This is a genomic window from Vallitalea okinawensis (genome assembly GCF_002964605.1).
Lineage (GTDB): Bacteria > Bacillota > Clostridia > Lachnospirales > PQDH01 > Vallitalea_A > Vallitalea_A okinawensis.
Genome location: NZ_PQDH01000003.1, coordinates 308,677 through 334,611, shown reverse-complemented (window position 1 = coordinate 334,611; position 25,935 = coordinate 308,677). Strand labels below are relative to the sequence as shown.

The 25,935-nt window shown below is 34.0% G+C and carries 27 protein-coding genes; 26 read left to right on the top strand and 1 reads right to left on the bottom strand.

From position 1 onward, the window contains the following. Nucleotides 1-888, bottom strand: a complete 888-nt coding sequence (locus tag C1Y58_RS11035) for a DegV family protein (protein WP_157950051.1) — start codon at nt 886-888, stop codon at nt 1-3. A gap of 174 nt (nt 889-1,062) precedes the next feature. On the opposite strand from C1Y58_RS11035, the gene C1Y58_RS11030 reads away from it, so the two are divergent. The 26 genes from C1Y58_RS11030 to C1Y58_RS26715 all read left to right on the top strand — a co-directional run bounded on the left by C1Y58_RS11030 (nt 1,063) and on the right by C1Y58_RS26715 (nt 25,849). Continuing rightward, nucleotides 1,063-1,653: a hypothetical protein gene (locus C1Y58_RS11030; RefSeq protein WP_105616098.1), complete on the top strand. Its 591-nt coding sequence runs from the start codon at nt 1,063-1,065 to the stop codon at nt 1,651-1,653. A 141-nt stretch (nt 1,654-1,794) separates the two neighbouring features. Then, complete coding sequence (locus C1Y58_RS11025; RefSeq protein WP_105616097.1) at nt 1,795-2,979, top strand: D-alanyl-D-alanine carboxypeptidase family protein; 1,185 nt, start codon at nt 1,795-1,797, stop codon at nt 2,977-2,979. 138 nt (nt 2,980-3,117) lie between these two features. Then, nucleotides 3,118-3,720, top strand: a complete 603-nt coding sequence (locus C1Y58_RS11020) for a site-2 protease family protein (RefSeq protein WP_105616096.1) — start codon at nt 3,118-3,120, stop codon at nt 3,718-3,720. A gap of 12 nt (nt 3,721-3,732) precedes the next feature. Beyond that, nucleotides 3,733-4,473, top strand: coding sequence for a segregation and condensation protein A (locus C1Y58_RS11015; RefSeq protein WP_105616095.1), 741 nt, complete (start codon nt 3,733-3,735; stop codon nt 4,471-4,473). Further along, a complete protein-coding gene (gene scpB, locus C1Y58_RS11010) occupies nt 4,470-5,045 on the top strand; it encodes an SMC-Scp complex subunit ScpB (protein WP_105616094.1) in 576 nt (191 codons plus the stop codon). Before C1Y58_RS11015 ends, scpB begins: the two co-directional genes overlap by 4 nt. Nucleotides 5,046-5,127: 82 nt before the next feature. Next, nucleotides 5,128-6,294 (top strand): D-alanyl-D-alanine carboxypeptidase family protein, encoded by a 1,167-nt coding sequence (locus C1Y58_RS11005; protein WP_105616093.1) that lies wholly within the window; start codon nt 5,128-5,130, stop codon nt 6,292-6,294. An 87-nt stretch (nt 6,295-6,381) separates the two neighbouring features. Next, nucleotides 6,382-7,092 (top strand): pseudouridine synthase, encoded by a 711-nt coding sequence (locus C1Y58_RS11000; RefSeq protein ID WP_105616092.1) that lies wholly within the window; start codon nt 6,382-6,384, stop codon nt 7,090-7,092. Nucleotides 7,093-7,173: 81 nt separating this feature from the next. Beyond that, nucleotides 7,174-7,737: a tRNA 5-(aminomethyl)-2-thiouridylate-methyltransferase MnmM gene (locus C1Y58_RS10995; RefSeq protein ID WP_105616091.1), complete on the top strand. Its 564-nt coding sequence runs from the start codon at nt 7,174-7,176 to the stop codon at nt 7,735-7,737. A gap of 237 nt (nt 7,738-7,974) precedes the next feature. Next, a complete protein-coding gene (locus tag C1Y58_RS10990) occupies nt 7,975-9,444 on the top strand; it encodes an acyl-CoA carboxylase subunit beta (protein ID WP_408646594.1) in 1,470 nt (489 codons plus the stop codon). Nucleotides 9,445-9,459: 15 nt separating this feature from the next. Next, on the top strand, nt 9,460-9,840 hold the full coding sequence (locus C1Y58_RS10985) for an OadG family transporter subunit (protein WP_105616089.1): 381 nt from the start codon (nt 9,460-9,462) through the stop codon (nt 9,838-9,840). A gap of 113 nt (nt 9,841-9,953) precedes the next feature. Next, complete coding sequence (locus C1Y58_RS10980) at nt 9,954-10,349, top strand: biotin/lipoyl-containing protein (RefSeq protein ID WP_105616088.1); 396 nt, start codon at nt 9,954-9,956, stop codon at nt 10,347-10,349. A gap of 18 nt (nt 10,350-10,367) precedes the next feature. Further along, the gene (locus C1Y58_RS10975; RefSeq protein ID WP_105616087.1) at nt 10,368-11,555 is read left to right on the top strand and encodes a sodium ion-translocating decarboxylase subunit beta; all 1,188 of its coding nucleotides are present in this window, start codon (nt 10,368-10,370) and stop codon (nt 11,553-11,555) included. 104 nt (nt 11,556-11,659) lie between these two features. Further along, nucleotides 11,660-13,072, top strand: coding sequence for an oxaloacetate decarboxylase subunit alpha (locus C1Y58_RS10970; RefSeq protein ID WP_105616086.1), 1,413 nt, complete (start codon nt 11,660-11,662; stop codon nt 13,070-13,072). A 462-nt stretch (nt 13,073-13,534) separates the two neighbouring features. Then, nucleotides 13,535-14,431 (top strand): MurR/RpiR family transcriptional regulator, encoded by an 897-nt coding sequence (locus C1Y58_RS10965; protein WP_105616085.1) that lies wholly within the window; start codon nt 13,535-13,537, stop codon nt 14,429-14,431. 2 nt (nt 14,432-14,433) lie between these two features. Beyond that, on the top strand, nt 14,434-15,657 hold the full coding sequence (locus C1Y58_RS10960; RefSeq protein ID WP_105616084.1) for a BaiN/RdsA family NAD(P)/FAD-dependent oxidoreductase: 1,224 nt from the start codon (nt 14,434-14,436) through the stop codon (nt 15,655-15,657). Nucleotides 15,658-15,698: 41 nt separating this feature from the next. After that, nucleotides 15,699-16,064, top strand: coding sequence for a chorismate mutase (gene aroH / locus C1Y58_RS10955; protein WP_105616083.1), 366 nt, complete (start codon nt 15,699-15,701; stop codon nt 16,062-16,064). 49 nt (nt 16,065-16,113) lie between these two features. Further along, the gene (locus C1Y58_RS10950; RefSeq protein WP_105616082.1) at nt 16,114-17,118 is read left to right on the top strand and encodes a LacI family DNA-binding transcriptional regulator; all 1,005 of its coding nucleotides are present in this window, start codon (nt 16,114-16,116) and stop codon (nt 17,116-17,118) included. 111 nt (nt 17,119-17,229) lie between these two features. Then, on the top strand, nt 17,230-17,781 hold the full coding sequence (locus C1Y58_RS10945) for a phosphatase PAP2 family protein (protein ID WP_157950050.1): 552 nt from the start codon (nt 17,230-17,232) through the stop codon (nt 17,779-17,781). Nucleotides 17,782-18,079: 298 nt separating this feature from the next. Next, nucleotides 18,080-19,012, top strand: a complete 933-nt coding sequence (rbsK, locus tag C1Y58_RS10940) for a ribokinase (protein WP_105616080.1) — start codon at nt 18,080-18,082, stop codon at nt 19,010-19,012. A gap of 3 nt (nt 19,013-19,015) precedes the next feature. Further along, on the top strand, nt 19,016-19,411 hold the full coding sequence (gene rbsD / locus C1Y58_RS10935; protein WP_105616079.1) for a D-ribose pyranase: 396 nt from the start codon (nt 19,016-19,018) through the stop codon (nt 19,409-19,411). 10 nt (nt 19,412-19,421) lie between these two features. After that, nucleotides 19,422-20,930, top strand: coding sequence for a sugar ABC transporter ATP-binding protein (locus tag C1Y58_RS10930; RefSeq protein WP_105616078.1), 1,509 nt, complete (start codon nt 19,422-19,424; stop codon nt 20,928-20,930). Between the two features lie 18 nt (nt 20,931-20,948). Beyond that, on the top strand, nt 20,949-21,875 hold the full coding sequence (locus C1Y58_RS10925) for an ABC transporter permease (protein WP_105616077.1): 927 nt from the start codon (nt 20,949-20,951) through the stop codon (nt 21,873-21,875). 18 nt (nt 21,876-21,893) lie between these two features. Beyond that, nucleotides 21,894-22,883: a ribose ABC transporter substrate-binding protein RbsB gene (rbsB, locus tag C1Y58_RS10920; protein WP_242985381.1), complete on the top strand. Its 990-nt coding sequence runs from the start codon at nt 21,894-21,896 to the stop codon at nt 22,881-22,883. A gap of 296 nt (nt 22,884-23,179) precedes the next feature. Beyond that, entirely contained in the window at nt 23,180-23,842 is a 663-nt protein-coding gene (gene cmk, locus C1Y58_RS10915; RefSeq protein ID WP_105616076.1) for a (d)CMP kinase, read from the top strand. A gap of 68 nt (nt 23,843-23,910) precedes the next feature. After that, nucleotides 23,911-24,747 carry a 4-hydroxy-3-methylbut-2-enyl diphosphate reductase gene (ispH, locus tag C1Y58_RS26720; RefSeq protein WP_170311577.1) on the top strand — a complete coding sequence of 279 codons (837 nt, stop codon included), beginning with the start codon at nt 23,911-23,913 and terminating at the stop codon, nt 24,745-24,747. A 1-nt stretch (nt 24,748) separates the two neighbouring features. After that, nucleotides 24,749-25,849, top strand: a complete 1,101-nt coding sequence (locus C1Y58_RS26715) for a 30S ribosomal protein S1 (RefSeq protein ID WP_170311576.1) — start codon at nt 24,749-24,751, stop codon at nt 25,847-25,849. Nucleotides 25,850-25,935: the final 86 nt, after the last annotated feature.

Sequence of the window (25,935 nt, the reverse complement as noted above, 5' to 3'; positions counted from 1 at the left end):
TCAGTTTTTATATGTCTCATATTTAGGAATATAACAGATACCTATAGCAGAAGAGCCAGTATTGGTACCAATGGTCGTACCTATTGTGAATTCAGGGTAATCTATGTATATACCATACTCCTCATTCAATTTTTTTTCTAACTTATTAATTTCATTAGCTGAATGAACGTGAGCTAGTACGAAGCGATAATCCCCATAAGATCTACCCTCTAAATCAGATACTGTCATGTCGACAATCTTTTGGAGGGCTTTTTTTCGTCCTCTTATAACACCAGAGGGAATTAATTCGCCTTCTTTCATAACAATTAAGGGTTTAACGTTTAGAATACTACCAGCCAATGCACTTGCTTTACCAATACGGCCACCCATTTGAAGATACTCTAAAGTATCTACTGTAAACTGAATCCTTACATCATTCTTTAGTACTTCGATTTTAGAGAGTGTTTCTTCTAGAGATAGCCCATCATCTCTCATCCTTACTGCTTCTAAAACAATTAATCCTTGACCTGCTGTAGCCTGTCTTGAATCCACCACTTCGATTTTAATATCAGGGTATTCTTCAGATAAGATATTTTTTGCATTTTGTGCGGACTGATAAGAACCACTAAAGACAGAAGATAGACAGAAACAAAGTATGTCTTGACCTTCTTTAGCATATGACGTAAATAGTGTTAAATAGTCCTGCATAGATGGTAAGGATGTTTTAGGGAAAATCTTTTCTTTCTCAAGTTTATAGTAAAAATCTTTAAGTGATATTTCGACGCGTTCCTTGAAATAATTCTCTTTATCAAAGCTAACATAAAAGGGTACCAGTGAGATGTCATTTTCATTCAGTAGGCTATCAGGTATATCACAGGAACTGTCGGATATGATTTTGAAATCTGTCATATATACCTCCATGGTTTTATTTAGACATAATCAGATTCTCATACTGTTCTCCTGTCCTAAAGAACAGCTACTATTGCTCAATTGTATTCATAATTCCAAAAATATTATATCATAGGATGTATTATTTTTAAATAAAAATATAAAGAGATAAAGGGTTAAAGAAGGAGAAGTAAAATGGAGATTAAAAAAGTTGGAAGTTATAATTATTGGGTTAATAAGTCTCCTGATCAATACAAAGATGAAGTTATTAGTGGATTAAAAAAAATTAATTCCATTAAAAATTATGATCAACCTGTTACACCAAATCGGTTATTAGAGCCAGCTATCGACTTCTATGAACGTGCTCAAGAAATTGATTTCTATGGATTGGTAAAAAAATTGCCGAAAAGATACTTTTACTATAAGGGCTATAGTGGTGATATGAATGAAGATGTTTTACGACGAATTTTGAGTGAAATGGAAGTGGTTCTTGAAGATGATCGTGGCGAAAAAGTTGTTAAAGTTGATAAAGATGGCTATTACAAGATTGGACTTGTAATGAATGACTATATCCCAAGATTAGCAACAAATATCGAAGAATTATGTGATGGTGAATACATGCACTTAATAGGTAAAAAAAGGTTTAAATCAGTTGTAGAAGAGTCTTTTAGCCTAATGAAAAAATATACCGATGATAGTCAATGGATTTACACAAGCAATATTTTATTTTTTTTAGATAGATTAAATGTCATTGCTTTAGAAGCAAGATTAATCCAAAGAGATTAAATTGATTTAACAAACTATGTATAATTTGCTTCATAAGGATTAAATTAATAATAAACAATTAAGGAAAAAACTAAAATAATTACTGCCATATAAAATATTAAGCGGTTTGATTATTTTACTTATTTCTAAGGAGGTCTTGAGATGAAGAAACTATTGACTTATATGTTCTTGTTTATGTTTATATTTAATCTAAGCTTTGTAGAATCTCTAGCAGAAGGTGAAGAGTTAGCTGTAGATGCTGATAATGCAGTAACTATTGGCTCAAAATCAGCTCTTTTAATGGAGGCAGAGACAGGTAAAGTGTTATATGAACATAATGCTGATGAACAATTAAGACCAGCCAGTGTAACCAAGGTTATGACTTTGCTTTTGGCTTACGAAGCTTTGGCAGCAGGTAAAGTATCAGAGGATGATGTAGTTACTATTAGTGAACATGCAGCAAGTTTTGGTGGTTCTACTATTTTCTTAGATACCAATGAACAAATCACTCTTGGTTTATTATTGAAGGGTGTTGCTGTCGCCTCTGGTAATGATGCAGCTGTTGCTGTTGGTGAATATATCGGTGGTAGCGAAGAAGGTTTTGTTGCTATGATGAATGCAAAAGCAAAAGAGCTTGGTATGGTTAATACCAATTTCGTTAATCCCTGCGGTCTTGACGCAGATGGGCACTTAACTACTTCACGTGATATAGCATTAATGAGCCGCGAATTAATAACCAAATACCCACAAGTACTAGAGTTATCCAGTATATACCATGATACATTAACTCATCAAAGAAAAGATGGTACACAGGAAACTGATTTAGCTAATAGAAATAGATTAATCAAGTTCTACGATGGTTGTAATGGATTAAAAACTGGATGGACATCTAAGGCCATGTATTCTATATCCGCAACTGCAGAGCGGAATGGTTTGAGTATCATTGCTGTTATTATGGGTGCAGAAGATAAGAAGACAAGAACAAAAGATGTTGTCACATTGTTTGACTATGGATTTGGTCATTATCAAATGGTTATTGAAGAAGATGCTAATAAATTAGTAGGTCAAATTGATATTAAACAAGGTGTTAAAGACAAAGTAGATTGTTATATCAAAGAAGATTTTAAAACTCTTCTTGATAAATCAGCTGGTAGTCCAGAAATAACAAAGGAATATATGATGGAAGAAAAGATAGCTGCACCAGTTGAGAAAGGTCAAAAGATTGGTGAAGTCAAATACTATTTAGGTGAAAAAGAAATTGGTACAGGAGATATTATCATTCAAGAAGATATTGAGAAAGCTACTTTTAAAGGAATGATTGAACACCTAATTGATATGTGGTTATAAGTCCAAGTTTACTTGGGCTTTTTCTTTGCTTTTGTTCCCTGTTTAACTTGCATTTTCTATAATAAATTAGTAAAATAAGATGTACATGTTCTATTAAGGTCTTAAAGGTAAGCCTAATTTTATAGAGAAGGTGAGTAAGTGGAAAGTTTGATAAAGTTTGGTTTGAGTATATTAGCTGCACTTTTAGCTATATCTATACATGAATATCCTAAAGCGGTAATGGCAGTTTTTCTTGGAGATGAAACACCAAGGTATACGGGTAAATTGTCTTTCAATCCTTTTAAACATATGGATCCTATTGGCTTCATTTTGTTGATAGCTCAAAATGTTGGGTGGGCTTATCCAGTTGAATTTAATGCTAATAACTTCAAGAATAAGAAATTAGGAACAATCATGGTAGCTTCCATTGGTATCGTAACCAGTTTGGCAGTGGCCTATGTCTTCGTTGTTATTTATGGTTATTTAGATAATCCAATGTACTTAGATGGTTACAGTAGTTATTTCAAATTCTTTATTCAGTATTTGATTTACTATAGTATATCCATTTCTGTGTTTAATTTAATACCTGTACCACCTTTATCCATTACTAAAATGATATCTGTCTATTCACCTCGAACATATTTTAAGTTGTTACAATATGAGAAGATGTTTCACGTGGTTTTCTTTTTACTATATTTTCTAGGGTTTATACCGATAGTAGTTAACGCGATTTCAAGTACGCTATTTATTCTATTTACATGATTGGTGATAATTATGGCAATTAATATAAAGTTAGAAGTATTTGAAGGTCCTATGGATCTTCTCTTGCATTTAATAGAGAAAAATAAACTTAATGTATATGATATTCCTATTGTAGAAGTTACTGAACAATATCTACAATATTTAAAAAGACTAGAAAAACTTAATATGGAAGTAACCAGTGAATTTTTGGTTATGGCAGCTACACTACTCAATATAAAAGCCAAAATGCTTTTACCCACCCATGAGGAAGAAGAAGAAGATCCTAGAGAAGAATTAGTTCAAAAATTAATTGAGTATAAAAAGTATAAATATGCTGCATCGAAGATGGGGGACATGATTCTTGGTCCCAATCTCATTTTAACCAAGAAACCTACTATTCCAGAAGAATTAGTTGATCAACCACAAAAGCCAGAGTTGGATGATTTGCTAGGTGGAATTAGTTTAAAGTTATTATACGATATTTATATGCGTATGATGAAGAATCAAAAAGAAAAGATTGACCCCATCCGTAGTAAATTTAACTCCATTCAAAAAGATAAATTTACTGTTGAAGAAAAAATTCAGTTTTTATTAGATGAATTGAATAAGTTAAAGAAGATTTCATTTAGTCGTGTGATGAATAAAAAATCTAAAAGTGAAAGTATAACCACCTTCCTGGCTTTACTAGAGTTAATTAAGATGAATGAAGTTTTTATTAGTCAGAATGGTGTTTTTGAAGAAATTGAAATTGAGATCAAAGGTGGTAAACCATGAGTATAGATAAGTTTGAAAGAGTTATTGAAGCAGTTTTGTTTGCTTCAGGTGAGCCAATACATATCAATAAAATCGCAGAGGCTATTGAACAGGATACTAAAACCACTAAGAAAATTGTAACTAAGCTTAAAGATTGGTATGATTTAGAGAATAGAGGTATTCAGATTATTGAAATAGAGGGTAAATATCAAATGGCTACAAGGAAAGATTTTTATCCTTATATTAAGACGATCGTTGATACACCTACGAAGTTTGTCATGACAGATGCCTTAATAGAGACCTTAGCTATTATATCCTATAAACAACCTATTACAAGGACACAGATAGAGGATATAAGGGGCGTACGTTGTGACCACGTCATTAACAAATTAATTGAGTATGAGTTAATCAGTGAACAAGGTAGATTACATGCACCAGGTAGGCCTATTTTATTTGGAACGACGGATGAATTCTTGCGTTACTTTGGTCTTAAAGACACCAATGATTTACCAGAAATTAGTCAAGAAATGGTTAATGCATTCCAACAAGAAGTGGCAAGTACTTTAGAAAGTGAAGAAGATGAAGAAGAATAAGAAGAATAAAAGTTAAACTACGCATAGTACAAGTTCCTAAATACTATATATTTCATAAGTGGTCTGTTCTGAGGAGAGAAATATGAAAAAGGGACTTGTTATATTTTTGCTGATTTTATATTTTGTAACGAATGTGGTCATAATAGTTAAGGCAGAAGAGAATTTAAATCTACATGCACTTTCCGGTATATTGATAGAAAGAGAAAGTGGTAGGGTATTATGGGCTCTAAATCCTTATGAAGAGCGATCGATGGCAAGTACAACTAAGATAATGACTTGTATCGTTGCACTGGAAAATGGAGACCTTGATGATCTAGTAACAGTAAGTAAATTAGCTGCATCAGCACCTCCAGTGAAGTTGTATATTAAACCTGGTGAAAATTATCGCCTTGAAGATCTGCTTTATGCCTTAATGTTGCAATCATCAAATGATGTGGCAGTTGCAATTGCAGAGCATGTAGGTGGTTCAGTAGAAGAATTTTGTAAGATGATGACTGAAAAGGCAAATGAGATTGGTGCTTTATCAACAAGCTATAAGACCCCAAATGGTCTTGATGCAAATGGGCATTACAGCACAGCTTATGACTTAGCCATCATAGCTAATTATGCTTTAAGTAACGAAAAATTTCTTGAAATCATCAATACACCTAGTTGGCAGATGACAAGAGATAATGGTAATTCACGTGTTATTGGTGTAACAAATAAAAATAATTTCTTATACAGTTATGACGGGGCATATGGTGTTAAGACAGGATTTACAAGCAAAGCAGGGTACTGTTTTGTTGGTGCTTCAAAACAGAATGGTATGGACCTTATATCCGTTGTACTTGGTTCAGGATGGCCGCCAAACAGAAATTATAAATGGTCTGATTCAAGGAAGATTATGAATTATGGCTACGCAAAGTATCAACTAAAACCTGTTTTAGAACAGGATATAGATTTTGAACCTGTAACAGTTATAAAAGGGAAAGAGCAACAGGTGGATACATATATTGACGGTATGCTTAATCTACCTCTATGCGAAGAAGATGATGTCAATATTAAATATAAATTAGCTAAAGAAGTAGGTGCACCCATCAAAGAGAATGAAGTTCTTGGTATTGCTACCGTATATTTAAATAGTGAGATACATGACAGTTTTTACATTTGTGCAAAAAGTGGCGTAGAACGTGAAGATATGCGATATAACTTTGAGAGAGTATTAAATGAATGGTGTAATCTGTTTGAAAGTTGGTTCGCGACTCCATAGTACGCTTTATTTGCTTTTGGTGCTGCCATAGAATAGTTCAAGTTTTGGGTGCGCAAATAGAATTCGATGACTTTAGGAGGAAGAGTAATGGAAGTACGATTACAGAAATATTTGGCTGAAGCGGGCATTGCCTCTAGAAGAAAAGCAGAGCAATTTATACTTGAAGGAAAAGTGTCTGTTAATGGTAAGGTTGTTAAAGAGATGGGGGTTAAGATTAACCCTAAGAAAGACGTTATTAAGTTCAATGGTAAGCCTGTTAAGAAGGAACAGAAGATGGTTTATATTCTTTTAAATAAACCAACGGGATACATTTCTACAGCGAAAGAACAGTTTGATAGACCTACTGTGATGGATTTACTTAAGGGAGTTGAAGGAAGAGTTTATCCTGTTGGTCGGTTGGATAGTAATACTTCAGGATTATTGCTTTTAACCAATGACGGCGATTTCACTTATCGTGTAACGCATCCTAAACATGAGTTGAAGAAAACTTATAGAGCTGTTGTAAAAGGAATTCCTAATGAAAAGAAAATAGAAATCTTGAGAAAGGGAATTGAAATTGAAGACTATAAAACAGCACCTGCAAAAGTGAGAATTACGGATAAGAGAAAAGGGAGCTCTGTTATTGAGATCACCATACACGAAGGTCGTAATCGTCAAGTAAGGAAAATGTTAGAAGCTATTGGGCATCCAGTCTTACGTTTAAGACGTGTTGCTATTGGAGATATTCATATCAATAAGCTTAAAGAAGGTACCTATAGACATTTAACTACTGCAGAGCGAAAAAGTTTATTACAATAAAATAAATTGCATTCAAAATCTCCTTTCTGACTTTTTACCAAGTCAGAAAGGAGATTTTATAGAATTGAAGGAGGAAAAAGTATGATATTTACTGGTCGTATAACTACAGTTGTTCATAGAATTATTGAAGATTCAGTACGTGAAGGTAGCATCGTATTGGATGGTACTGTTGGTAATGGTAATGACACTTTATACTTGGCACATAGAGTTGGTAAGACGGGTAAAGTGTATGGATTTGATATTCAAGAGCAAGCCATTGAATGCACAAAAGAAAAGCTTATAAAAGAAAAGGTAGTAGAACGAGTAGAACTTATACACGATACACATACTAAGATTCAGAGATATGTAAAAGAAGAGTTAGATTTAGTAATTTTTAATCTCGGTTATTTACCAAAAAGTAATAAGAAAATAATTACCAAAGCTGAAAGTACACTAGATGCAATCCTTCAAAGTCTCGATTTATTAAAGAATGGTGGAATACTTGCAATAACATCTTATTATGGTCATGAAGGCGGCAAAGAGGAAAAGGATGCAGTTGAAGAAGTTGTCAGTAAATTAGATTCGAAGTTCTATAATGTTGCAAAAGTGGACTTCCTTAACCGACCCAATAACCCTCCGATAATATACATGATTGAAAAAAATTAAGCCAATTACAAAAATATAGGGAAAAAACTATCAAATTCTTTCTTGCAAGTTGCCCGGCATTGGTTTATAATTTATATTGGTGAAAGTTGCATTTTAGATATGTATTTCTATGAAATACGGTTCTACGTGAAAATACGTAGATTTAGGAAGTATAGACAAATGTTTATACTTCCTAAGCCAATGTTTTATAAAAATGTTACTATATATTTTTAAAAATGGAGGGTAACGATGAGCACAATGGATAAAATTAACGACCTTAATAATCGTCGCCATGAGATCGAACAGGGTGGAAAAAATTCTGGGATTAATAAAGCAAGAGAAAGAATAAATTTTTTAGTTGACCCTGACAGCTTTGTTGAAGTAGGTGCCTTTGTAAGACACCGTTCTACTAATTTTAACATGGTTGATAAAAGTGCTCCTGCAGATGGAGTTATAACAGGGTATGGTACAGTTAATGGACGTCTAGTTTATGTATATAGCCAAGATGCATCTGTATTAGGTGGATCATTAGGTGAAATGCATGCCAAGAAGATAGGTAACATTTATGACCTAGCCATGAAAATGGGAGCACCTATAATAGGGATTCTAGATTCTGCAGGGATTAGACTTCAAGAGTCTACTGATGGTCTACAAGGTTATGGAGAGATTTTCCTAAAGCAAACCGTTGCTTCAGGAGTGATTCCACAGATTACTGTTATATTGGGAGATTGTGCAGGTGGAGCATCAATCATACCAAACCTATCCGACTTTACATTCATGAATAAAGAAAAGGCTAAATTATTTGTGAATAGTCCTAATACTATGGAAAAAGCAACAGAATTTGATGACATCGGTTCAGCGAAGATTCATAGCGAACAAACAGGTATCGTTGATTTTGTTTCTGCAAATGAAGGAGACTGTTTTACCAATGTACGTTTATTAGTAGATATGTTACCAGCTAATAATATGGAAGATGCACCTGTTTATGAATTATCTGATGATTTGAACAGAGTATCTGACGTATTAAATGAACAAGACATTGATTGTTTTACAATTATAAATGAAATTGCTGATAACAATATATTTTTAGAACTAAAAAAAGACTTTGGAACAGCTGCCATTACTGGATTCATCCGTGTAAACGGCATTACTGTCGGTGTAGTTGCCAACAAGAACAATGTTTTAAATATTGATGCATGTGAAAAGAGTGCTGCTTTCGTTAATATTTGTGATGCTTACAACATTCCTGTGTTAACACTAACTGATGTCGTTGGCTATGAGGCGGCCATCGCTCAGGAACAAAAAGGTTTATCTAAAGCTATTGCTAAATTAACCTATGCCTTTGCTAACGCTACTTGCCCGAAGGTAAATGTTATTATTAGAGAAGCTTTTGGTAGTGCTTATGTTGCCATGAATTCAAAGCATATTGGCGCAGATATTGCATATGCATGGCCACATGCTAAAATTTCGGTAATGAATGCTGATAGTGCGGTGAGAATCATGTATGCTGAAGAAATCAAGGCTTCTGACGCAGCTAATGAAGTGATCCGTGAAAAAATGCAAGAGTTTGATGAACTTCAAGCGAGTCCATATGCTGCTGCAAGTCGTGGTTATATAGACGATGTTATTGAACCAGCATCTACTCGAAAGAGAGTTATTGTTGCTTTAGAAATGTTGATTTCTAAACGAGAGCAAAGACCAGCTAAAAAACATAGCACGATGCTATAGTTGAGGTGATATTTAATGGTATTAAATACAGCATTATTATCAAGTATTGTTGAAATTGGGATTTTAGGTACCATAGCTGGTATGCTAATGGTATTCTTAGCACTTATACTTATTGCTTTAATTCTTGCACAATTTAAGCATTTAGGTAATTTAGGAAAGAAGAACGAAGCACCACCAGTCGTTGAAAATAAAGTTGTTGTTGAAGAAGAAAGAAAGGTTCAGAGTAACCAAGAAGATGAATTAGAACTTGTTGCTGTGATCACTGCTGCCATAGCTGCATCAATGAATACCACAAGTGATAAACTTGTTGTTAAATCATTAAGACGTGTATCAAGTAATAAATCTGCTTGGAATGCTACTGGCAGACATGAAAATATTCACAATAATTTATATTAGAATTAAATGAGTTAATTTGCTAATAAATCTTTAATCGTCACTATAAATGAGGATTAGGAATACGCAAAATTGCGTATAAATTTTGATCGATTTTGAATTAGGAGGATGTAATCATGAGAAAATTTCAAGTACGTGTGAATGGAAATACATACGAGGTTGAGGTAGAAGAGTTACAAGGAGGACAAAGTGTTACTCCTGCCGCTCCAGCTCCTAGTGTAGCTCCTGTAGCTCCTAAAGCAGCACCAGCACAACCAACTGCTGCTCCTAAACCAGCGCCAACAAGCGTACCTAGTGGGGCTACAACTATTACGGCACCAATGCCTGGTACTATTCTTGATATAAAAGTATCTCAAGGTCAGCAAGTATCAGAAGGTGATGTAGTAGCTGTTCTAGAAGCAATGAAAATGGAAAATGAAATTGTTGCTCCTGCTTCAGGTACAATAAGTTCAATCAATGTATCTAAAGGAGCATCTGTAGAGTCAGGAGATGTTATTCTCTCAATTGGCTAATATGAAGGAGGTCTACTAATGGATTTTTTCGCAACTCTTGGCGATACAGTAATGAAATTCATCAGTGATTCGGGTTTTGCGGCCTTCTTTATCGGTGAAGGTTGGAAAAACCTGATTATGGTTATTGTTGCGTTAGTTTTATTGTATTTAGCAATTAAAAAAGAATACGAGCCATTATTGCTCGTTCCTATAGCATTCGGAATGCTTTTAACAAATTTGCCTTTATCAGGCTTAATGAATCCGCCAGCTGGGGGAGAGCATGATATAGGAGGATTATTTTATTATCTCTTTATGGGAGATGAATTAGGGATATTCCCACCTTTAATTTTTATGGGGGTAGGTGCTTTAACAGATTTTGGTCCTCTAATTGCCAATCCTAAGAGTTTACTACTCGGAGCAGCAGCTCAGTTTGGTATTTTTACAGCCTTTTTGGGTGCATTATTCTTCGGTTATATTGGCATAGCAGAATTTACACCTGAAATTGCTGCAGCTATCGGTATTATTGGTGGTGCGGATGGTCCTACAGCTATTTATACCGCTACACAATTAGCACCCGAGTATCTAAGCCAGATTGCTGTTGCTGCTTATTCCTATATGGCTTTAGTACCTATTATACAACCACCAATTATGAAAGCATTAACATCAAAAGAAGAAAGAGCAATCAAAATGGAACAATTACGTCCTGTTTCACAAACAGAGAAAATTTTGTTCCCAATCATAGTAGCATTACTAGTTATCTTAATCTTACCTTCAACAGCACCATTGATTGGTATGTTGATGTTTGGTAATTTATTAAGAGTATGTGGTGTTACTAAGCAATTAGCTGAAGTAGCTTCTAATCAACTTATGTACATCATAACAATTTTATTAGGATTAACAGTAGGTGCATCTGCTGAAGCAAGTATTTTCTTAACGACAGATACATTATTAATTTTAGCATTAGGATTATTTGCTTTCTCAATAGGAACAGGAGCAGGTGTATTATTTGGTAAAATCATGTGCAAGGCCACAGGTGGTAAGGTTAATCCATTAATTGGAGCAGCTGGAGTTTCTGCAGTCCCAATGGCAGCACGTGTTGTTCAAAAAGTTGGTCAAGAAGAAAACCCATCAAACTTTTTACTAATGCATGCTATGGGACCTAATGTAGCTGGGGTTATTGGTTCTGCAATAGCGGCAGGTATTTTCTTATCAGGTACGATATTTTAAAGTACTTTCTTAAACAACTAATAAGAGAATCGTATAATTGCTGATGTGCGCACTAAGTAATTTGCGATCTCTTTTGTACCATGATCTATAAGGAGGTCATACATATGGCAGAAGAAATTAAAAGACCTGTAAAGATTACAGATACAATCCTTCGTGATGCTCATCAATCATTAATTGCTACACGAATGAAAACGGAAGAAATGCTTCCTATTATAGAAAAACTTGATCAAGTAGGTTATCACTCCGTTGAATGTTGGGGTGGAGCAACCTTTGATGCCTGTCTACGTTTCTTGAAAGAAGATCCATGGGATAGATTACGTCAACTTCGTAGTGGTTTTAAGAATACAAAACTACAAATGCTATTAAGAGGGCAAAACATTCTTGGCTACCGTCACTATGCTGATGATGTTGTAGAATATTTTGTTCAAAAGGCAGTAGCTAATGGAATTGATATCATACGTATTTTTGATGCTTTAAATGACATACGTAATCTTGACACTGCTGTTAAAGCTACTAAAAGAGAAGGCGGACATGCTCAAATTGCTATTTCTTATACCTTATCAGATATTCATACATTGGATTACTATGTTAATTTGTCTAAAGAAATTGAGGAAATGGGTGCTGATTCTATCTGTATTAAAGATATGGCTGGCTTACTAGTACCATACGAAGCTGAAAAGTTAGTTAAGGCTTTAAAAGCTAATATCAAAGTACCTATACAACTACATGGTCACTACACTTCAGGTGTAGCTGCAATGAGTTATTTGAAGGCTGTTGAAGCTGGTGTTGATATTATTGATACAGCTATGTCTCCATTTGCCATGGGTACAGCACAACCAGCTACTGAGGTTATGGTTGAAACATTTAAAGGCACACCGTTTGATACAGGGTATAATCAAGAGCTTTTAGCGGAGATAGCAGATCACTTTAGACCGTTAAGAGAAGAAGCTCTTTCTACTGGACTCTTGAATCCTAAAGTCTTAGGCGTTAATATTAAGACTTTATTGTATCAAGTACCTGGTGGAATGCTTTCCAACCTTTTATCACAGCTCCAAAAACAAAAAGCTGAAGATCGTTTCTATGAGGTTTTGGAAGAAATTCCTAGAGTTCGTGCAGATTATGGATACCCACCCCTTGTAACACCATCAAGCCAGATTGTTGGAACCCAAGCAGTATTGAATGTTCTAACTGGGGAACGCTACAAAATGGTAACAAAGGAATCGAAGTCAATCGTTCGAGGCGAGTATGGTCGTACACCAGCTCCAATCAGTGAAAAGATTAAGCAAAAAATAATTGGCGATGAGAAACAAATTACATGTCGTCCAGCAGATCTAATTGAACCAGAGCTTGACAAAATAGAAGCAGAAATGCTTCATTATAAAGAGCAAGATGAAGATGTCCTGTCTTATGCGTTGTTTTCTCAAGTTGCAGAAGAATTCTTTAAGTATAGACAGGCTCAAAAGAGTAAAATAGATCCTAAAGCTGCTGACGAAGAAAATAAAGTATATCCAGTTTAGATATAAAGTTAGACTATGGATAAAGAAATGACTCAGTCAGATGACTGAGTCATTTTAATATTTTTCTTGCTTTTGTGAAACAATTGAAAGATGCTCATATCTTTTAATTCATAGTCTAGTCGAATTCATCACTTGGGCACTAAAATTGTATTAAACATTAAAATATACACCTTAGTTGAGAAGTTTTATTAAAATATTATTGTAATAATTCTATTTTTATATATAATATAAGTATAGGTTATTATATTCACATAAAAATATAAAAATGAGTAGACGATATGAAAAGAAAGATCTATAAGCTAATGATGTGTGGTTTTATACTTTATAGGTTGAATAGATTCCTTATAGAATCATAGATTGAGGGATGAAATACATGATTATAAAAGCAAAGCATCTTTTTTAGCTGAATAGTTATTATAACTTTTTATATCTCTATAAATTTGCAGTTGTGAGGGATTAATTATGCATAAGCAAAACGATTTAATTAAACGCATTAATGAAAAATACCCTAAATTAAGTAAGGGTCAAAAATTACTAGCTAATTACATTTTAAAAAACTATGAGAAAGCTGTTTTTTTAACAGCTGCAAAACTTGGTAGTATAGTAGGAGTTAGTGAATCTACAGTTGTTCGATTTGCTAATGAATTAGGTTATGATGGATATCCCAAACTTCAAAGAGCATTACAAGAGTTGGTTAAGACGAAGTTAACTTCTGTGCAACGTATGGAGGTGACTTCAGGTAGAATAGATCAAGAGCATGTTTTAAAGTCTGTATTACAAACGGATGCAGAGAAGATTAAGCACACTCTCGAAGACATTGATGAAGAGGTTTTTGATGAAGCAGTTAATATGATCATAGACGCTGACAAGATCTATATCTTAGGTGTAAGATCATGTGCTTCTCTAGCAGGATTCTTAGGATTCTATATGAACCTAATATTTGATAACGTAAAACTTATCCATACCAATAGTGTTAGTGAGATGTTTGAGCAAATACATCGTATTGGTCCTGATGACGTGGTAATAGGTATTAGTTATCCTAGATATTCAAAACGAACGATCAAAGCAATGGAATTTGCACGATCAAGAAATGCTAATTTAATTGCTGTGACAGATAGTGCTTTATCACCAATTACACAATATGCTGATTTAAGTTTGTTAGCAGCTAGTGATATGGCATCATTTGTTGATTCATTAGTTGCACCATTAAGTTTAATTAATGCTTTAATCGTATCTTTAAGCTTGAAGAAAAAAGATAAGATTAAAAAATCACTAGAAGATCTAGAGAGAATATGGAAAGAATATGATGTCTATGATGATGATGAATTAGAAATCTATCCAAGTAAGAAAGGATTTTAGATTTGAAGAAGGTTATTGTAATAGGAGGAGGGCCAGCAGGTATGATAGCTGCTGGCGTTTCTGCGTCTAATGGAAATAGTGTTATACTGATTGAGAAGAATGAAAGATTAGGTAGAAAGTTAGCGATTACAGGTAAAGGCCGCTGTAATATTACTAATGCAAGTGATATTGACACCATTTTGAGTAATATAATAACTAATAAAAAGTTCATGTACACCTCTTTATATACCTTTACTAATGAACAAGTAATTGAATTCTTTGAAGAAAGAGGCGTGAAGACAAAGGTTGAAAGAGGAAATAGGGTTTTCCCATGTTCAGACGATGCAAAAGAAGTTGTTAATAGTTTAGAAAAATATTTACGTAAGAATAAAGTAAAAGTCCTTAAAGGCTGTACAGTAAAAAAACTTATAATAAACGATCAAGTAGTGACTGGTGTTCAAACGACAGATGGTCAGACCATTGAAGCTGATGCTATCATCGTTGCTACAGGAGGCAAAAGTTATCCTGGTACAGGTTCTACTGGTGATGGCTATCAATTTGCTAAAACTTTAGGTATTGATGTGAAACCTATAAAACCAGCTTTAGTTCCTCTGAATGCAAAAGAAAGCTGGGTTAAAGAGTTACAAGGTTTATCACTTAGAAATGTGAAGGTCGCTATTAAGAATAATCATAAGATCATCTATGAAGACTTTGGTGAAATGCTGTTTACTCATTTTGGCGTTTCTGGTCCACTTATTCTGAGTGCCAGTAGCACACTTATTGACCAACTTAAACAACCCCTACAAATGATCATTGATTTAAAACCAGCTTTAGATGATTCGGCATTGGACAAAAGAATTATTAGGGATTTTGGGAAGTACATCAATAAAGATTTTAGTAATTCCTTGGTGGATCTCTTGCCTAGGAAATTAATTCCTGTTATTATAGAGAGAAGTGGAATTGACCCAGCTAAAAAAGTGAATACCATAACCAAGGAAGAGCGTCTAAAACTTCTAGCATTAATCAAAAGCTTTGACTTAACGATTACTGGAGCGAGAAGTATCAAAGAAGCCATTATTACTTCTGGAGGCATCAATGTTAAAGAAGTTGATCCTCATTCAATGGAAAGTAAGAAAATAAAAGGCTTATATTTTGCAGGGGAGGTATTGGACGTGGATGCCTTAACAGGTGGGTATAACTTACAAATTGCTTTTTCAACAGGATATTTAGCTGGCATTTCAATATAATGTAGTATACATTATATTTCCTATAAGAAGGGGTGTTAACTATGATAGCTGTAAGAGGAGCTACTACTGTCAAAGCAAATACAAAAGAAGATATTTTAGAAGCTACTAATGAATTAATAGAAATGATCATAAAAGAAAACAATATGGATATGAATGATATAATTTCTATTACGTTTACTGCCACAAAAGATTTAGATGCGGTATATCCAGCAGTTGCTGCAAGAAACTTAGGTATTACTACAGCAGGTCTTTTATGTATGCAGGAGATGTATGTTGAGAAGAGTCTTAAAAAGTGCATTCGAGTTTTGATTCATGCTTCTTCTGATAGAATGCAAAAAAATGTTATACACATCTATTTGAATGAAGCAGTACGATTAAGACCTGATTTAGATACATCAATTCAATAGGTTATTGGGAAAGATGATCTAATTACTGAATAGAGTATGGAGGCTTTTTATGAAAAAAGTAAAAGCTACTATGCAAGATATAGCCAATCAAGCTGGTGTATCAAAGACTACTGTTTCAATGGTTCTGAACAATAAGGATAGTAGCATAAGTGATACGACTAGAAAAAAGATTTTAGAAATTGCGGAAGAAATGAATTACATTCCCAATTCTATTGCTAGGAGTTTGAGTACCAATAAATCTGGTACAATTGGTATTATGGTACCTGATATTACTAACCCGTTTTTTTCGGAGATTGCAAGGGCTATAGAAGATGCAGCGAACAAGTATGATTATAATGTTATATTTTGTAATCTTGATAATGAAATCGTCAAAGAGGATAAATACGTTAAATTGCTAGTGAGTAAATTAGTTGATGGTGTCATATTCATAACCGGGGGAAATAGTGATAAAAGTATTGATATTTTGAAGGGGAATAATGTTCCTTTTGTTTTTGTTGACCGTTATGTTAAAGGTTATGAACAGTACTATGGGGTCTATAGTTTAAATAAAGAAGGTATGACTGAAGGTATTGATTATTTGTATAGAAATAACAAAAGGAAAATTGTTTTTGTATCTGGTGACCCTAACTTAGGGGTTTCAAAATTAAGATATGAAGGTTACAAAGAAGCCATGGAGAAATATGGACTCTATAATGAAGAGTTAATATTTGAAGGAGATTTTAGTCTTGATGGTGGGAAAAAAGTAACAAAAGACATCATCGAGCAAATTAAAGATTTTGATGCTATCTTTTTTAGCAATGATCTTATGGCAATAGGAGGCATGAAGGTATTAGTTAAGAATGGGTATAGAGTGCCAGAAGATGTTGGCATTATTGGCTTTGATAATATACAAATAGCCGAAATGATGGAACCAGGGTTGACAACTATAGGACAGCCGATTTATGATATGGGTAAGGAAGCTTGTGAATTATTAATAGGCTTCATTCATGGCGAGGATAATAACGAAAAAATTATCCGCTTCAAGCCTAAGTTAATTGTAAGGGATTCAGTATAAGCAATAATTTTACGAAAAATTTACAGGAGTTTATAAGTAAAATGTATATGAATGATGTATTATTATAATTAGAGATAGATAGAACTAAGATAATGCTGGAGGGGGATGAACTTGAGTAGATTATTTAAAGCCATCAGAACCGGTGATCAATATATCTTATACGTCATTAATAAAAGGATAAAATGTTCCATACTAGATCGTGTTATGCCTAAAATTACTCATTTAGGTAGCTTGACAGCATCTGTAATTATTTCTTTAATTATGATTGGATTAGATTACCTTCGAATTCTTACTGCTGGATTATCCGTTGTAATTTCATTAATTATTAGCCAAATTATTATTCACTCAATAAAGATCATTGTTAATCGACCACGACCGAATAAAGTCTTTGCAGACATCAATACTTTTCAAATTAAACTATACAATTATTCCTTTCCTTCAGGTCATACTACCGCTATATTTGCAATATCTATGACGTTGTCAATATTATTAACGTCCAGTATCATTACTTTAGCACTATTATTCATTGCAAGTGCTGTCGGGGTATCTAGGATATATATCGGTGTTCATTATCCTACTGATGTTATGATTGGTGCAACCATAGGATTTTTTACATCTTCTTATGTGAGTGGTTATTTAATGACCATCGGTGGAATTATATAAGTTCTTAAGAGTAAGCAAACTCTCTTAAGAGCTTTTTTTTATGCCCGCATATGTAAGAAAAGTGAAGTAAGTACGCATTTCTTAAAAAAAATATAATAATTTAAGGGATAAAAGCTGAAAATATTATCAAGATATCCCTTTCGTATGTGCAAAAATAAATGATGTAATAAGTCGAATTGTACAATATATTATAAGAAGTGAGGAAATAATAACATTTTTTGTTGACATACCACATAAGGGGTGCTATAATCAACTTAACCGGTTCAGTAAACCGATTAAGTGAATTGGAGGGTGAACTGTGAAAAAAGTATGCGTAGTAGGAAGCATGAATTTAGATATTGTTTTAAATGTTAAGAATTTACCTAAAAAAGGTGAAACATTTTTTGTAGATACCATGGAGAAAATTCCTGGTGGTAAAGGGGCTAATCAAGCTGTTGCTGCTAAGAGATTGGGATGCGATGTGCATATGATTTCTCAAATTGGTGATGATGATAATGGAGAGTTACTACAAAGTTATCTTCAAAAAGACGGTATTCATACACAATATGTCTTTAAAGATAAAACACAACCAACAGGAACAGCCATCATCACTGTTGATGAAAATGGAGATAATACCATTGCTGTTATTTCTGGAGCTAATATGACCTTGAAAGCAAGATCTATCATGAAAGCCAAAGAAATTATTGAAAGTTGTGATATTGTTATTGCTCAATTTGAAACACCGATGAATGTGACTAAAGAGGTTTTTCAAATTGCCAAAAAAAGTAATGCCATAACAATTCTTAATCCTGCACCTGCTAGTAAGATGCAAGAAGACTTATTAAAGGTTACTGATATTATTGTTCCTAATGAAACAGAAGTATTGGAATTAACAGGATTAGAAGTAAGTGATTTAGATAGCGCAAAGAAGTCAGCTGAGATCTTTTTTGAGAAGGGTGTAAGTTATGTCATCGTAACCTTAGGTGAAAAAGGCGCAGCTTTAGTCTCTAGAGAAGAGGCAGAATTGATTAAAGCTTATAAGGTTGATGCCATTGATACAACAGCAGCAGGAGATTCATTTATTGGAGGCGTTGCTAGTCAGCTCAGTCAAAATAAAGAGATTAACTTCGCTATTATTAAGGAAGCAGTAAGGTTCGGTAATAAAGTTTCATCTATAACCGTAACAAAAAAAGGTGCACAGATTTCGTTGCCTTCTCTTGAAGAAGTAAATGAAAAATATGCGGAGGAGTAAAATATGAAAAAGACTGGATTATTAAACTGTCATATTTCTGATGTTATTTCAAAAATGGGTCATACAGATACCTTAGGCATAGGCGATTGTGGTCTTCCCATTCCAGACGAAACAAAACGTATAGATTTAGCATTGGTTAAAGATATTCCTCGTTTCATTGATGTTCTTAAAGCTGTCTTGGTAGAACATGAAATTGAAGAAGTACTTTTAGCTAAAGAAACAAAAGACATTAATCCAAAAGTTTATGACGAAATCTTACAAGTCATAGGTGATGTCAAAATAACTGAAATAAGTCATGAAGAGCTTAAGGAGAGTTTAAAAGCCTGTAAGGCTGTGATTCGAACAGGAGAACAAACCCCTTATGCTAATATTATTTTAAAATCTGGTGTAGTCTTTTAGGAGGGATAGTATGAGTTCAAATAAACTTCTATTAGAGATGAAGGATGTTACAAAATCATTTCCTGGAGTTAAGGCTCTTAAGGGAGTGAGTTTAAGAGCTTATGCTGGTGAGGTCATGGCCTTATTAGGTGAAAATGGAGCTGGTAAGTCAACTTTAATGAAAATATTAAGTGGTGTATATAAGCGTGATGAAGGGGTTATTTTCATTGAAGGCAAAGAAGTGGAGTTTAAGAATATTAAAGAAGCTCAACATGCAGGAGTATCTATCATTCATCAGGAACTCAGTGTATTACCAAATCTTAAAGTTTATGAGAATATTTTTCTCGGTAGCGAAGAATATTCGACTGTAACAAGACGATTAAACAAAAAAGACATGATAGCCAAGACAAAAGAATATTTAAAAGAAATTGGTTCAACTATTGCTCCAGAAACAGAAGTAAACAGTTTGACTGTAGGAGAGCAGCAGATGATCGAAATTGTTAAGGCAATATCAAAAAATGCGAAGATCATTATAATGGATGAACCAACTACTGCTCTTACAGATGTAGAAGTTAAACATCTTTTTAAGGTCATTCAAAAACTAAAATCTCAAAATATTGCTGTCATCTATATTTCCCATCGTTTAGAAGAGATATTTGAAATGTGTGATAAAGTTACGGTTTTGAGAGATGGTAGTTTTATCGGAGAAGAAGTGGTTAATAATATAGATAAAAATCATTTGATTAAGATGATGGTAGGAAGAGACCTAGAAGAACAATATCCTTATATTAAAGTACCAGTAGGTAACACCATACTTAAAGTGAAAGGTCTTTGCTATAAAGATTTTATTAAAGATGTATCCTTTGAAGTAAAAGCTGGTGAAATTTTAGGGATGGCTGGACTTATGGGGTCAGGAAGAACTGAAGTTGCCAAATTAGTATTTGGAGAATATAAGAAGGACAAAGGTCAGGTATATATTGATGGTGAATTGGCTGAAATGCGAGCACCAGGTCAAGCTATTCAAAGAGGTATTGCATACCTATCTGAAGATCGAAAAGGTGAGGGCCTTATATTAGGTATGTCTGTAGAAAAAAATATGACGTTATCTAATTTAAAGAAATATGAGAATTCAATCAAGAGAATTGATAAAAAAATGGAACGCGAAGATTATGAAATCCATGCTAAGAAGCTTTCAGTTAAAACACCTAGTGGTGAACAATTGATAAAGAATCTTAGTGGTGGTAATCAACAAAAGGTGATACTAGCCAAACTCATTATGTTATCCCCTAAGGTACTTATAATTGATGAGCCAACCCGTGGTATTGATGTTGGGGCTAAAAAAGAAATCTATGACATTCTAAATGAACTTAAAAAATCTGGTAAGGCGATACTAATGATTTCCTCAGATTTAGAAGAAGTACTTGGTATTAGCGACCGTGTTTTAGTTATGCATGAGGGTAAACTAACAGGTGAAGTAAGCCGTGAGCATGCTAATCCTGAAATGATAATGAAATATGCAGTAAATGTTGATGAGGAATAGAAGAAGGGAGGAGCAATCATGGCAACTTTAAAAAAATTAGCTGTAAAATATAAATCATTATTAGGATTAATAGTGTTATGTATTATTATTGCATTATTGAATCCTAGATTTTTAACTATCAGCAATCTACGTAATGTATTTACACAGATATCTGTTAATACCATCATTGCTATGGGGATGACATTTGTAATTCTTACAGGTGGTATTGATTTATCAGTAGGATCTATACTAGCCTTTTCTGGTGCAGTTGCTGCGTCAGTAATGAAGAGTACTGGAAATGTCTTTTTATCAATAATTGTTGCTCTAGTTATTGGTGGTCTTATTGGTGCAATTAATGGTGTTGTTATATCAAAAGGGAAGTTACAGCCTTTCATTGCTACATTAGCTACGATGACGATCTTCAGAGGAGTTACTTATGTCTTCACCAATGGGATTCCTATTTCAGGTTTGGACCAGTCTTTTATGATAATTGGAAACGGCCGTTTATTTGGGATACCATATCCTATTATTATTACGATCATCATTTTTATCATAGCTGCTTATATTCTCAATGAGATGAGTTTTGGAAGATATGTTTACGCTATAGGTGGTAATGAGGACTCAGCTCGTCTTTCTGGTATAAGTGTCAATAGAATAAAATCGATGGTTTATGTTATTTCTGGTATAGCTGCGGCATTTAGTGGAATAATAGTAACGAGTAGAATAGGCTCTGCTGGAGCAACAGCAGGTACAGGCTATGAATTAGATGCCATTGCTGCGGTTGTAATAGGTGGAACCAGCTTATCTGGAGGAGAAGGATCAGTAACAGGAACTATAATTGGTGCATTAATTATAGGGGTTTTAAACAATGGACTGAACTTAATGAATGTAAATCCTTTTTATCAATCCATTGTTAAAGGTACAGTAATACTCATTGCAGTATTATTGGATAAAAGAAATAAATAACTGAAGGGAGAAGTAAATATGAAAAAAACTAGAAAACTTTTAAGCATCATCTTAACGATCTTAATGTTATCATTTGTATTTGTGGGGTGTGATAATGCGGTTGATGATAACGGTAATAATGGGACAGATGTAGAAACACCTGGTGATACAACAGATGACCAAACTGATACTAACCAACCTACTGATACTGAAAACAAGAAAATTGGTATGATACTTTCAACATTGAATAATCCTTTCTTCGTAACGATGAAAGATGGAGCTGAGCAAAAAGCTAATGAGTTAGGTTACGACTTAATTGTATTAGATTCAAAAGATGACGCCCCAACTGAAAGAGCCAATGTTGAGGATTTAGTACAACAAGAAGTAGCAGTGATTATTATTAATCCAACAGATAGTGATGCAGTAGGTAATGCCATCATGGTTGCAAATGAAAGTAATATTCCTGTTATAACAGTTGACAGAAGTGCAAATACTGGCGAAGTTGTTGCGCACATCGCTTCAGATAATGCAGCTGGAGGAAAACTTGCAGGGGAATATATCCTTGAGCAAATCGGTAATGCTGGTAAGTTAGTTGAACTTCAAGGTATTCCTGGTGCTTCAGCTACTAGAGATAGAGGAGCTGGTTTCCATGAAGCTGTTGACGGTGTTGAAGGTGTGGAAGTTGTAGCAAGTCAATCAGCAGAGTTTGATCGTCAAAAAGGATTAAATGTAATGGAAAACATTATCCAAGCAACACCAGACTTTAATGCAGTCTTCGCACATAATGATGAAATGGCTTTAGGGGCTTTACAAGCAGTTAAGAGTGCAAACATGGATGTTGTTATCGTTGGGTTCGATGGAACTGATGATGCAGTACAGGCTGTTCAAGATGGTGATATGGCAGCTACAGTTGCTCAACAACCAGATGTAATGGGAAGCCTAGCAGTAGAAAATGCTATGAAACATTTAGGTGGCGAACAATTAGAAGAATATATTCCTGTAGATCTAAAATTAATTACTAAGGAATAATAGATGAATGATAGACAAAGCCGATGGGATAATAACCGTCGGCTTTTATGTTCTTATTGGAAAGTTAATCAAAAAACATTTAATTAATGAATAGGAAACTTTCCTAACGATACAAACTTCCAATGAAGACTCAGTCATGAGTAGTATTCGTTGATTTCACAGGTTATTTATTGTAGGGGTTGAACAAATTATTTGCATATAAAATTGTATATTTTTTAATTGTATGGTATACTAGTTTGCGTGTGTGCCTAGCCACCTTAATCATTAACGGTGTGGATCGTTTTAGGAGGATATATATGAACTATATTTCTATTGCAATAGATGGACCTGCAGGTGCTGGTAAAAGTACTATTGCAAAAAATGTGGCAAACGTATTAGGAATTAATTATGTTGATACTGGATCCATGTATCGCACCATAGCTTATTATTGTCTACAAAATAATATAGCTTTTGATGATCAGGAGAAAGTGATTGCTTCACTTAATCAAATTAATATCCAAGTTAAATATATAAAAGGTGAACAACGCATGTTTTTATGCGACGAGGATGTTACAGATAGGATTCGAAGCCAAGAAGTTGGAAATGGCGCATCAGCTGTTGGTGTTTATAAAGAAGTTAGAACAAAACTTGTTGCTCTACAGCAGGATATCGCTAAAAGTAATAGTGTTGTCATGGATGGGAGAGATATTGGAACATTTGTGATTCCAAAGGCAGATTTAAAGATCTATTTAACTGCTAGTGTTAAGAAGCGTGCTGAGCGACGTTATGCTGAACTTATAGCGAAAGGGTTACAAGCTAATCTTCAACAAATCGAAAGAGAGATTGAAGAAAGAGATTACCGCGATATGAATCGTGAGTATGCCCCTCTCGTAAAAGCTGAGGACGCTGTTGAACTAGATACCACTTTTTTAGATATTGATGATGTAACCAATAAGGTCATTGATTTATATCGAAGATAAAAGTTATAAAGTGTTGTTGTGTACCATTGTGAGTATTCATCTCTGGCAATTTTAAAGGAGTGAATGAAATGGAAATAATTCTAGCAAAAACTAGTGGATTTTGTTTTGGTGTTGATCGAGCTGTTAAAGCTGTTGAAGAAAATCTCAATAATGAAGAAGTTTATACTTATGGACCTATCATTCATAATCAACAAGTTGTTGATGAGCTAGCTGATCGTGGATTGAGAATATTAGATGATGTTGAAGGAGACTATTCAGGAACTGTTATTATACGTTCTCATGGTATTAGCCCTCAACTGCAACAACAACTTGAGAAGCGACAAGTTGATTTAATAGATGCCACGTGTCCTTTTGTTAAACGGATTCATAAGATAGTTAGAAAGCACTATGAGTTAGGACAGCGAATTGTTATTGTAGGTAACAAGAGTCATCCAGAAGTACTGGGTATCAATGGATATTGTGATAATGAAGGTATTATTATATCTTCTATCGAAGAAGCTAAAAACTTACAATTATCCAAAGACAAAGACATTTGTCTTGTCAGTCAGACAACTTTTGATCTCTTTAAATTTAACAAAATAGTTGAGATATTGAAAAATTTAGGGTATAATCTTAATATGTTTTCTACCATATGCAAGTCTACCTATGATAGGCAACATGAGGCAATAGAATTAGCTAAAACTGTTGACAAAATGATTGTTATAGGTGGCAAGCATAGTTCAAATACGATGAAGCTTTATCAGATTTGCAAAGAACAATGTGAAAATACGTACCATATTGAAACCGTAAAAGATCTTTCTCTGCAAGATTTTAAAGCCTCAGACCGAGTAGGAATAACTGCTGGAGCATCGACTCCAGAAAAGCTCATAGAAGAAGTTATAAACACATTGAGGAGGGTTTTTTGACATGAGTGATTTACAGACTGCAGTTTCTTTTGAAGAATTGCTAAATGCATCTTTTGTTGAAATTAAAACTAGAGAAGTAGTAAAAGGTAAAGTTATCGAGGTAACACCTAATGAAATTATCGTAAACATTGGTTATAAAGCTGATGGTGTTCTTACTAAAGAAGAATATTCAAATAATCAAAGCATAGATTTAACAGATCATGTTAAAGTTGGAGAATCAATTGAGACATTAGTTATGCGTGTTAACGATAGAGATGGTGTTGTTAACCTATCTCGTAAGAGAATATTAATGAATGAAGGCTATAAAGCAATTAAAGTTGCTTATGAAAATAAAGAAAAAATGAGTGGTATTGTCAGTGAAGTGGTAAAAGGTGGCGTTATTGTCGTTAAATTCGAGGTACCTATCTTTATTCCACAATCACGTTTCGATATCGCATATAGAGAAGATTTACACCAATTTGTAGGTCAAGAAATATCATTCGTTATTACTGAGTTTAATGAAAGAAGACGTAAAGTTGTCGGTAATAGAAGAGTATTACTACAAGTAGAGCATGATAAGAAAGTCAAAGAAGCTTTAGAAAATATTAATGTTGGTGATCGTATCTTAGGTACAGTTAAATCATTAACTAAGTATGGTGCTTTTGTTGACTTAAATGGTGTAGATGGTTTATTACATATTTCAGAAATGAGCTGGGGTATTGTAACTAATCCAATGCAAGTTGTTAAAGAAGGACAAGAAGTTAATGTTCTTGTTAAAGAATGTGATAAAGAGAAGAAAAAAATTGCATTATCATTAAAGTTCCCAGAAGAAAATCCTTGGAACAATGCGGAAGATAAATTTGCCGAAGGTAATGTTGTAACTGGTAAAGTAGCTCGCTTAACAGATTTCGGTGCTTTCATTGAAATCGAAAAAGGTGTTGATGCTTTATTACACGTTTCTCAAATTTCTGTTAATCATGTTAAGCAACCTGCCGATGTATTAAGTGTGGGAGATGAAGTTACAGCTAAAGTAACATTACTTAACTTGGATGAGAGAAAAATCGGCTTAAGTGTGAAAGAATTAGAATTAGAAAAGCAGCAAGCTGAAAGCCAAGAAGCTTAATCATAAAAAGACAGCCCACGGGCTGTCTTTCGTACATACAGAAATCCAATTTAATGTTTCCTAAGTAAGTATGAGAGATTGAGGTG

Bases quoted from the DNA above. Each gene is read 5' to 3' on its own strand.
- scpB (WP_105616094.1), top strand. From the start codon at position 4,470: ATGAGTATAGATAAGTTTGAAAGAGTTATTGAAGCAGTTTTGTTTGCT.
- C1Y58_RS11000 (WP_105616092.1), top strand. From the start codon at position 6,382: ATGGAAGTACGATTACAGAAATATTTGGCTGAAGCGGGCATTGCCTCT.
- C1Y58_RS11005 (WP_105616093.1), top strand. From the start codon at position 5,128: ATGAAAAAGGGACTTGTTATATTTTTGCTGATTTTATATTTTGTAACG.
- C1Y58_RS10970 (WP_105616086.1), top strand. From the start codon at position 11,660: ATGGCAGAAGAAATTAAAAGACCTGTAAAGATTACAGATACAATCCTT.
- C1Y58_RS10950 (WP_105616082.1), top strand. From the start codon at position 16,114: ATGAAAAAAGTAAAAGCTACTATGCAAGATATAGCCAATCAAGCTGGT.
- C1Y58_RS10985 (WP_105616089.1), top strand. From the start codon at position 9,460: ATGGTATTAAATACAGCATTATTATCAAGTATTGTTGAAATTGGGATT.
- C1Y58_RS10995 (WP_105616091.1), top strand. From the start codon at position 7,174: ATGATATTTACTGGTCGTATAACTACAGTTGTTCATAGAATTATTGAA.
- C1Y58_RS10930 (WP_105616078.1), top strand. From the start codon at position 19,422: ATGAGTTCAAATAAACTTCTATTAGAGATGAAGGATGTTACAAAATCA.
- C1Y58_RS26715 (WP_170311576.1), top strand. From the start codon at position 24,749: ATGAGTGATTTACAGACTGCAGTTTCTTTTGAAGAATTGCTAAATGCA.
- C1Y58_RS11015 (WP_105616095.1), top strand. From the start codon at position 3,733: ATGGCAATTAATATAAAGTTAGAAGTATTTGAAGGTCCTATGGATCTT.
- C1Y58_RS10925 (WP_105616077.1), top strand. From the start codon at position 20,949: ATGGCAACTTTAAAAAAATTAGCTGTAAAATATAAATCATTATTAGGA.
- C1Y58_RS10965 (WP_105616085.1), top strand. From the start codon at position 13,535: ATGCATAAGCAAAACGATTTAATTAAACGCATTAATGAAAAATACCCT.
- C1Y58_RS10975 (WP_105616087.1), top strand. From the start codon at position 10,368: ATGGATTTTTTCGCAACTCTTGGCGATACAGTAATGAAATTCATCAGT.
- rbsD (WP_105616079.1), top strand. From the start codon at position 19,016: ATGAAAAAGACTGGATTATTAAACTGTCATATTTCTGATGTTATTTCA.
- ispH (WP_170311577.1), top strand. From the start codon at position 23,911: ATGGAAATAATTCTAGCAAAAACTAGTGGATTTTGTTTTGGTGTTGAT.
- rbsB (WP_242985381.1), top strand. From the start codon at position 21,894: ATGAAAAAAACTAGAAAACTTTTAAGCATCATCTTAACGATCTTAATG.
- cmk (WP_105616076.1), top strand. From the start codon at position 23,180: ATGAACTATATTTCTATTGCAATAGATGGACCTGCAGGTGCTGGTAAA.
- C1Y58_RS10980 (WP_105616088.1), top strand. From the start codon at position 9,954: ATGAGAAAATTTCAAGTACGTGTGAATGGAAATACATACGAGGTTGAG.
- C1Y58_RS10990 (WP_408646594.1), top strand. From the start codon at position 7,975: ATGGATAAAATTAACGACCTTAATAATCGTCGCCATGAGATCGAACAG.
- C1Y58_RS11035 (WP_157950051.1), bottom strand. From the start codon at position 888: ATGACAGATTTCAAAATCATATCCGACAGTTCCTGTGATATACCTGAT.
- C1Y58_RS11025 (WP_105616097.1), top strand. From the start codon at position 1,795: ATGAAGAAACTATTGACTTATATGTTCTTGTTTATGTTTATATTTAAT.
- C1Y58_RS11030 (WP_105616098.1), top strand. From the start codon at position 1,063: ATGGAGATTAAAAAAGTTGGAAGTTATAATTATTGGGTTAATAAGTCT.
- aroH (WP_105616083.1), top strand. From the start codon at position 15,699: ATGATAGCTGTAAGAGGAGCTACTACTGTCAAAGCAAATACAAAAGAA.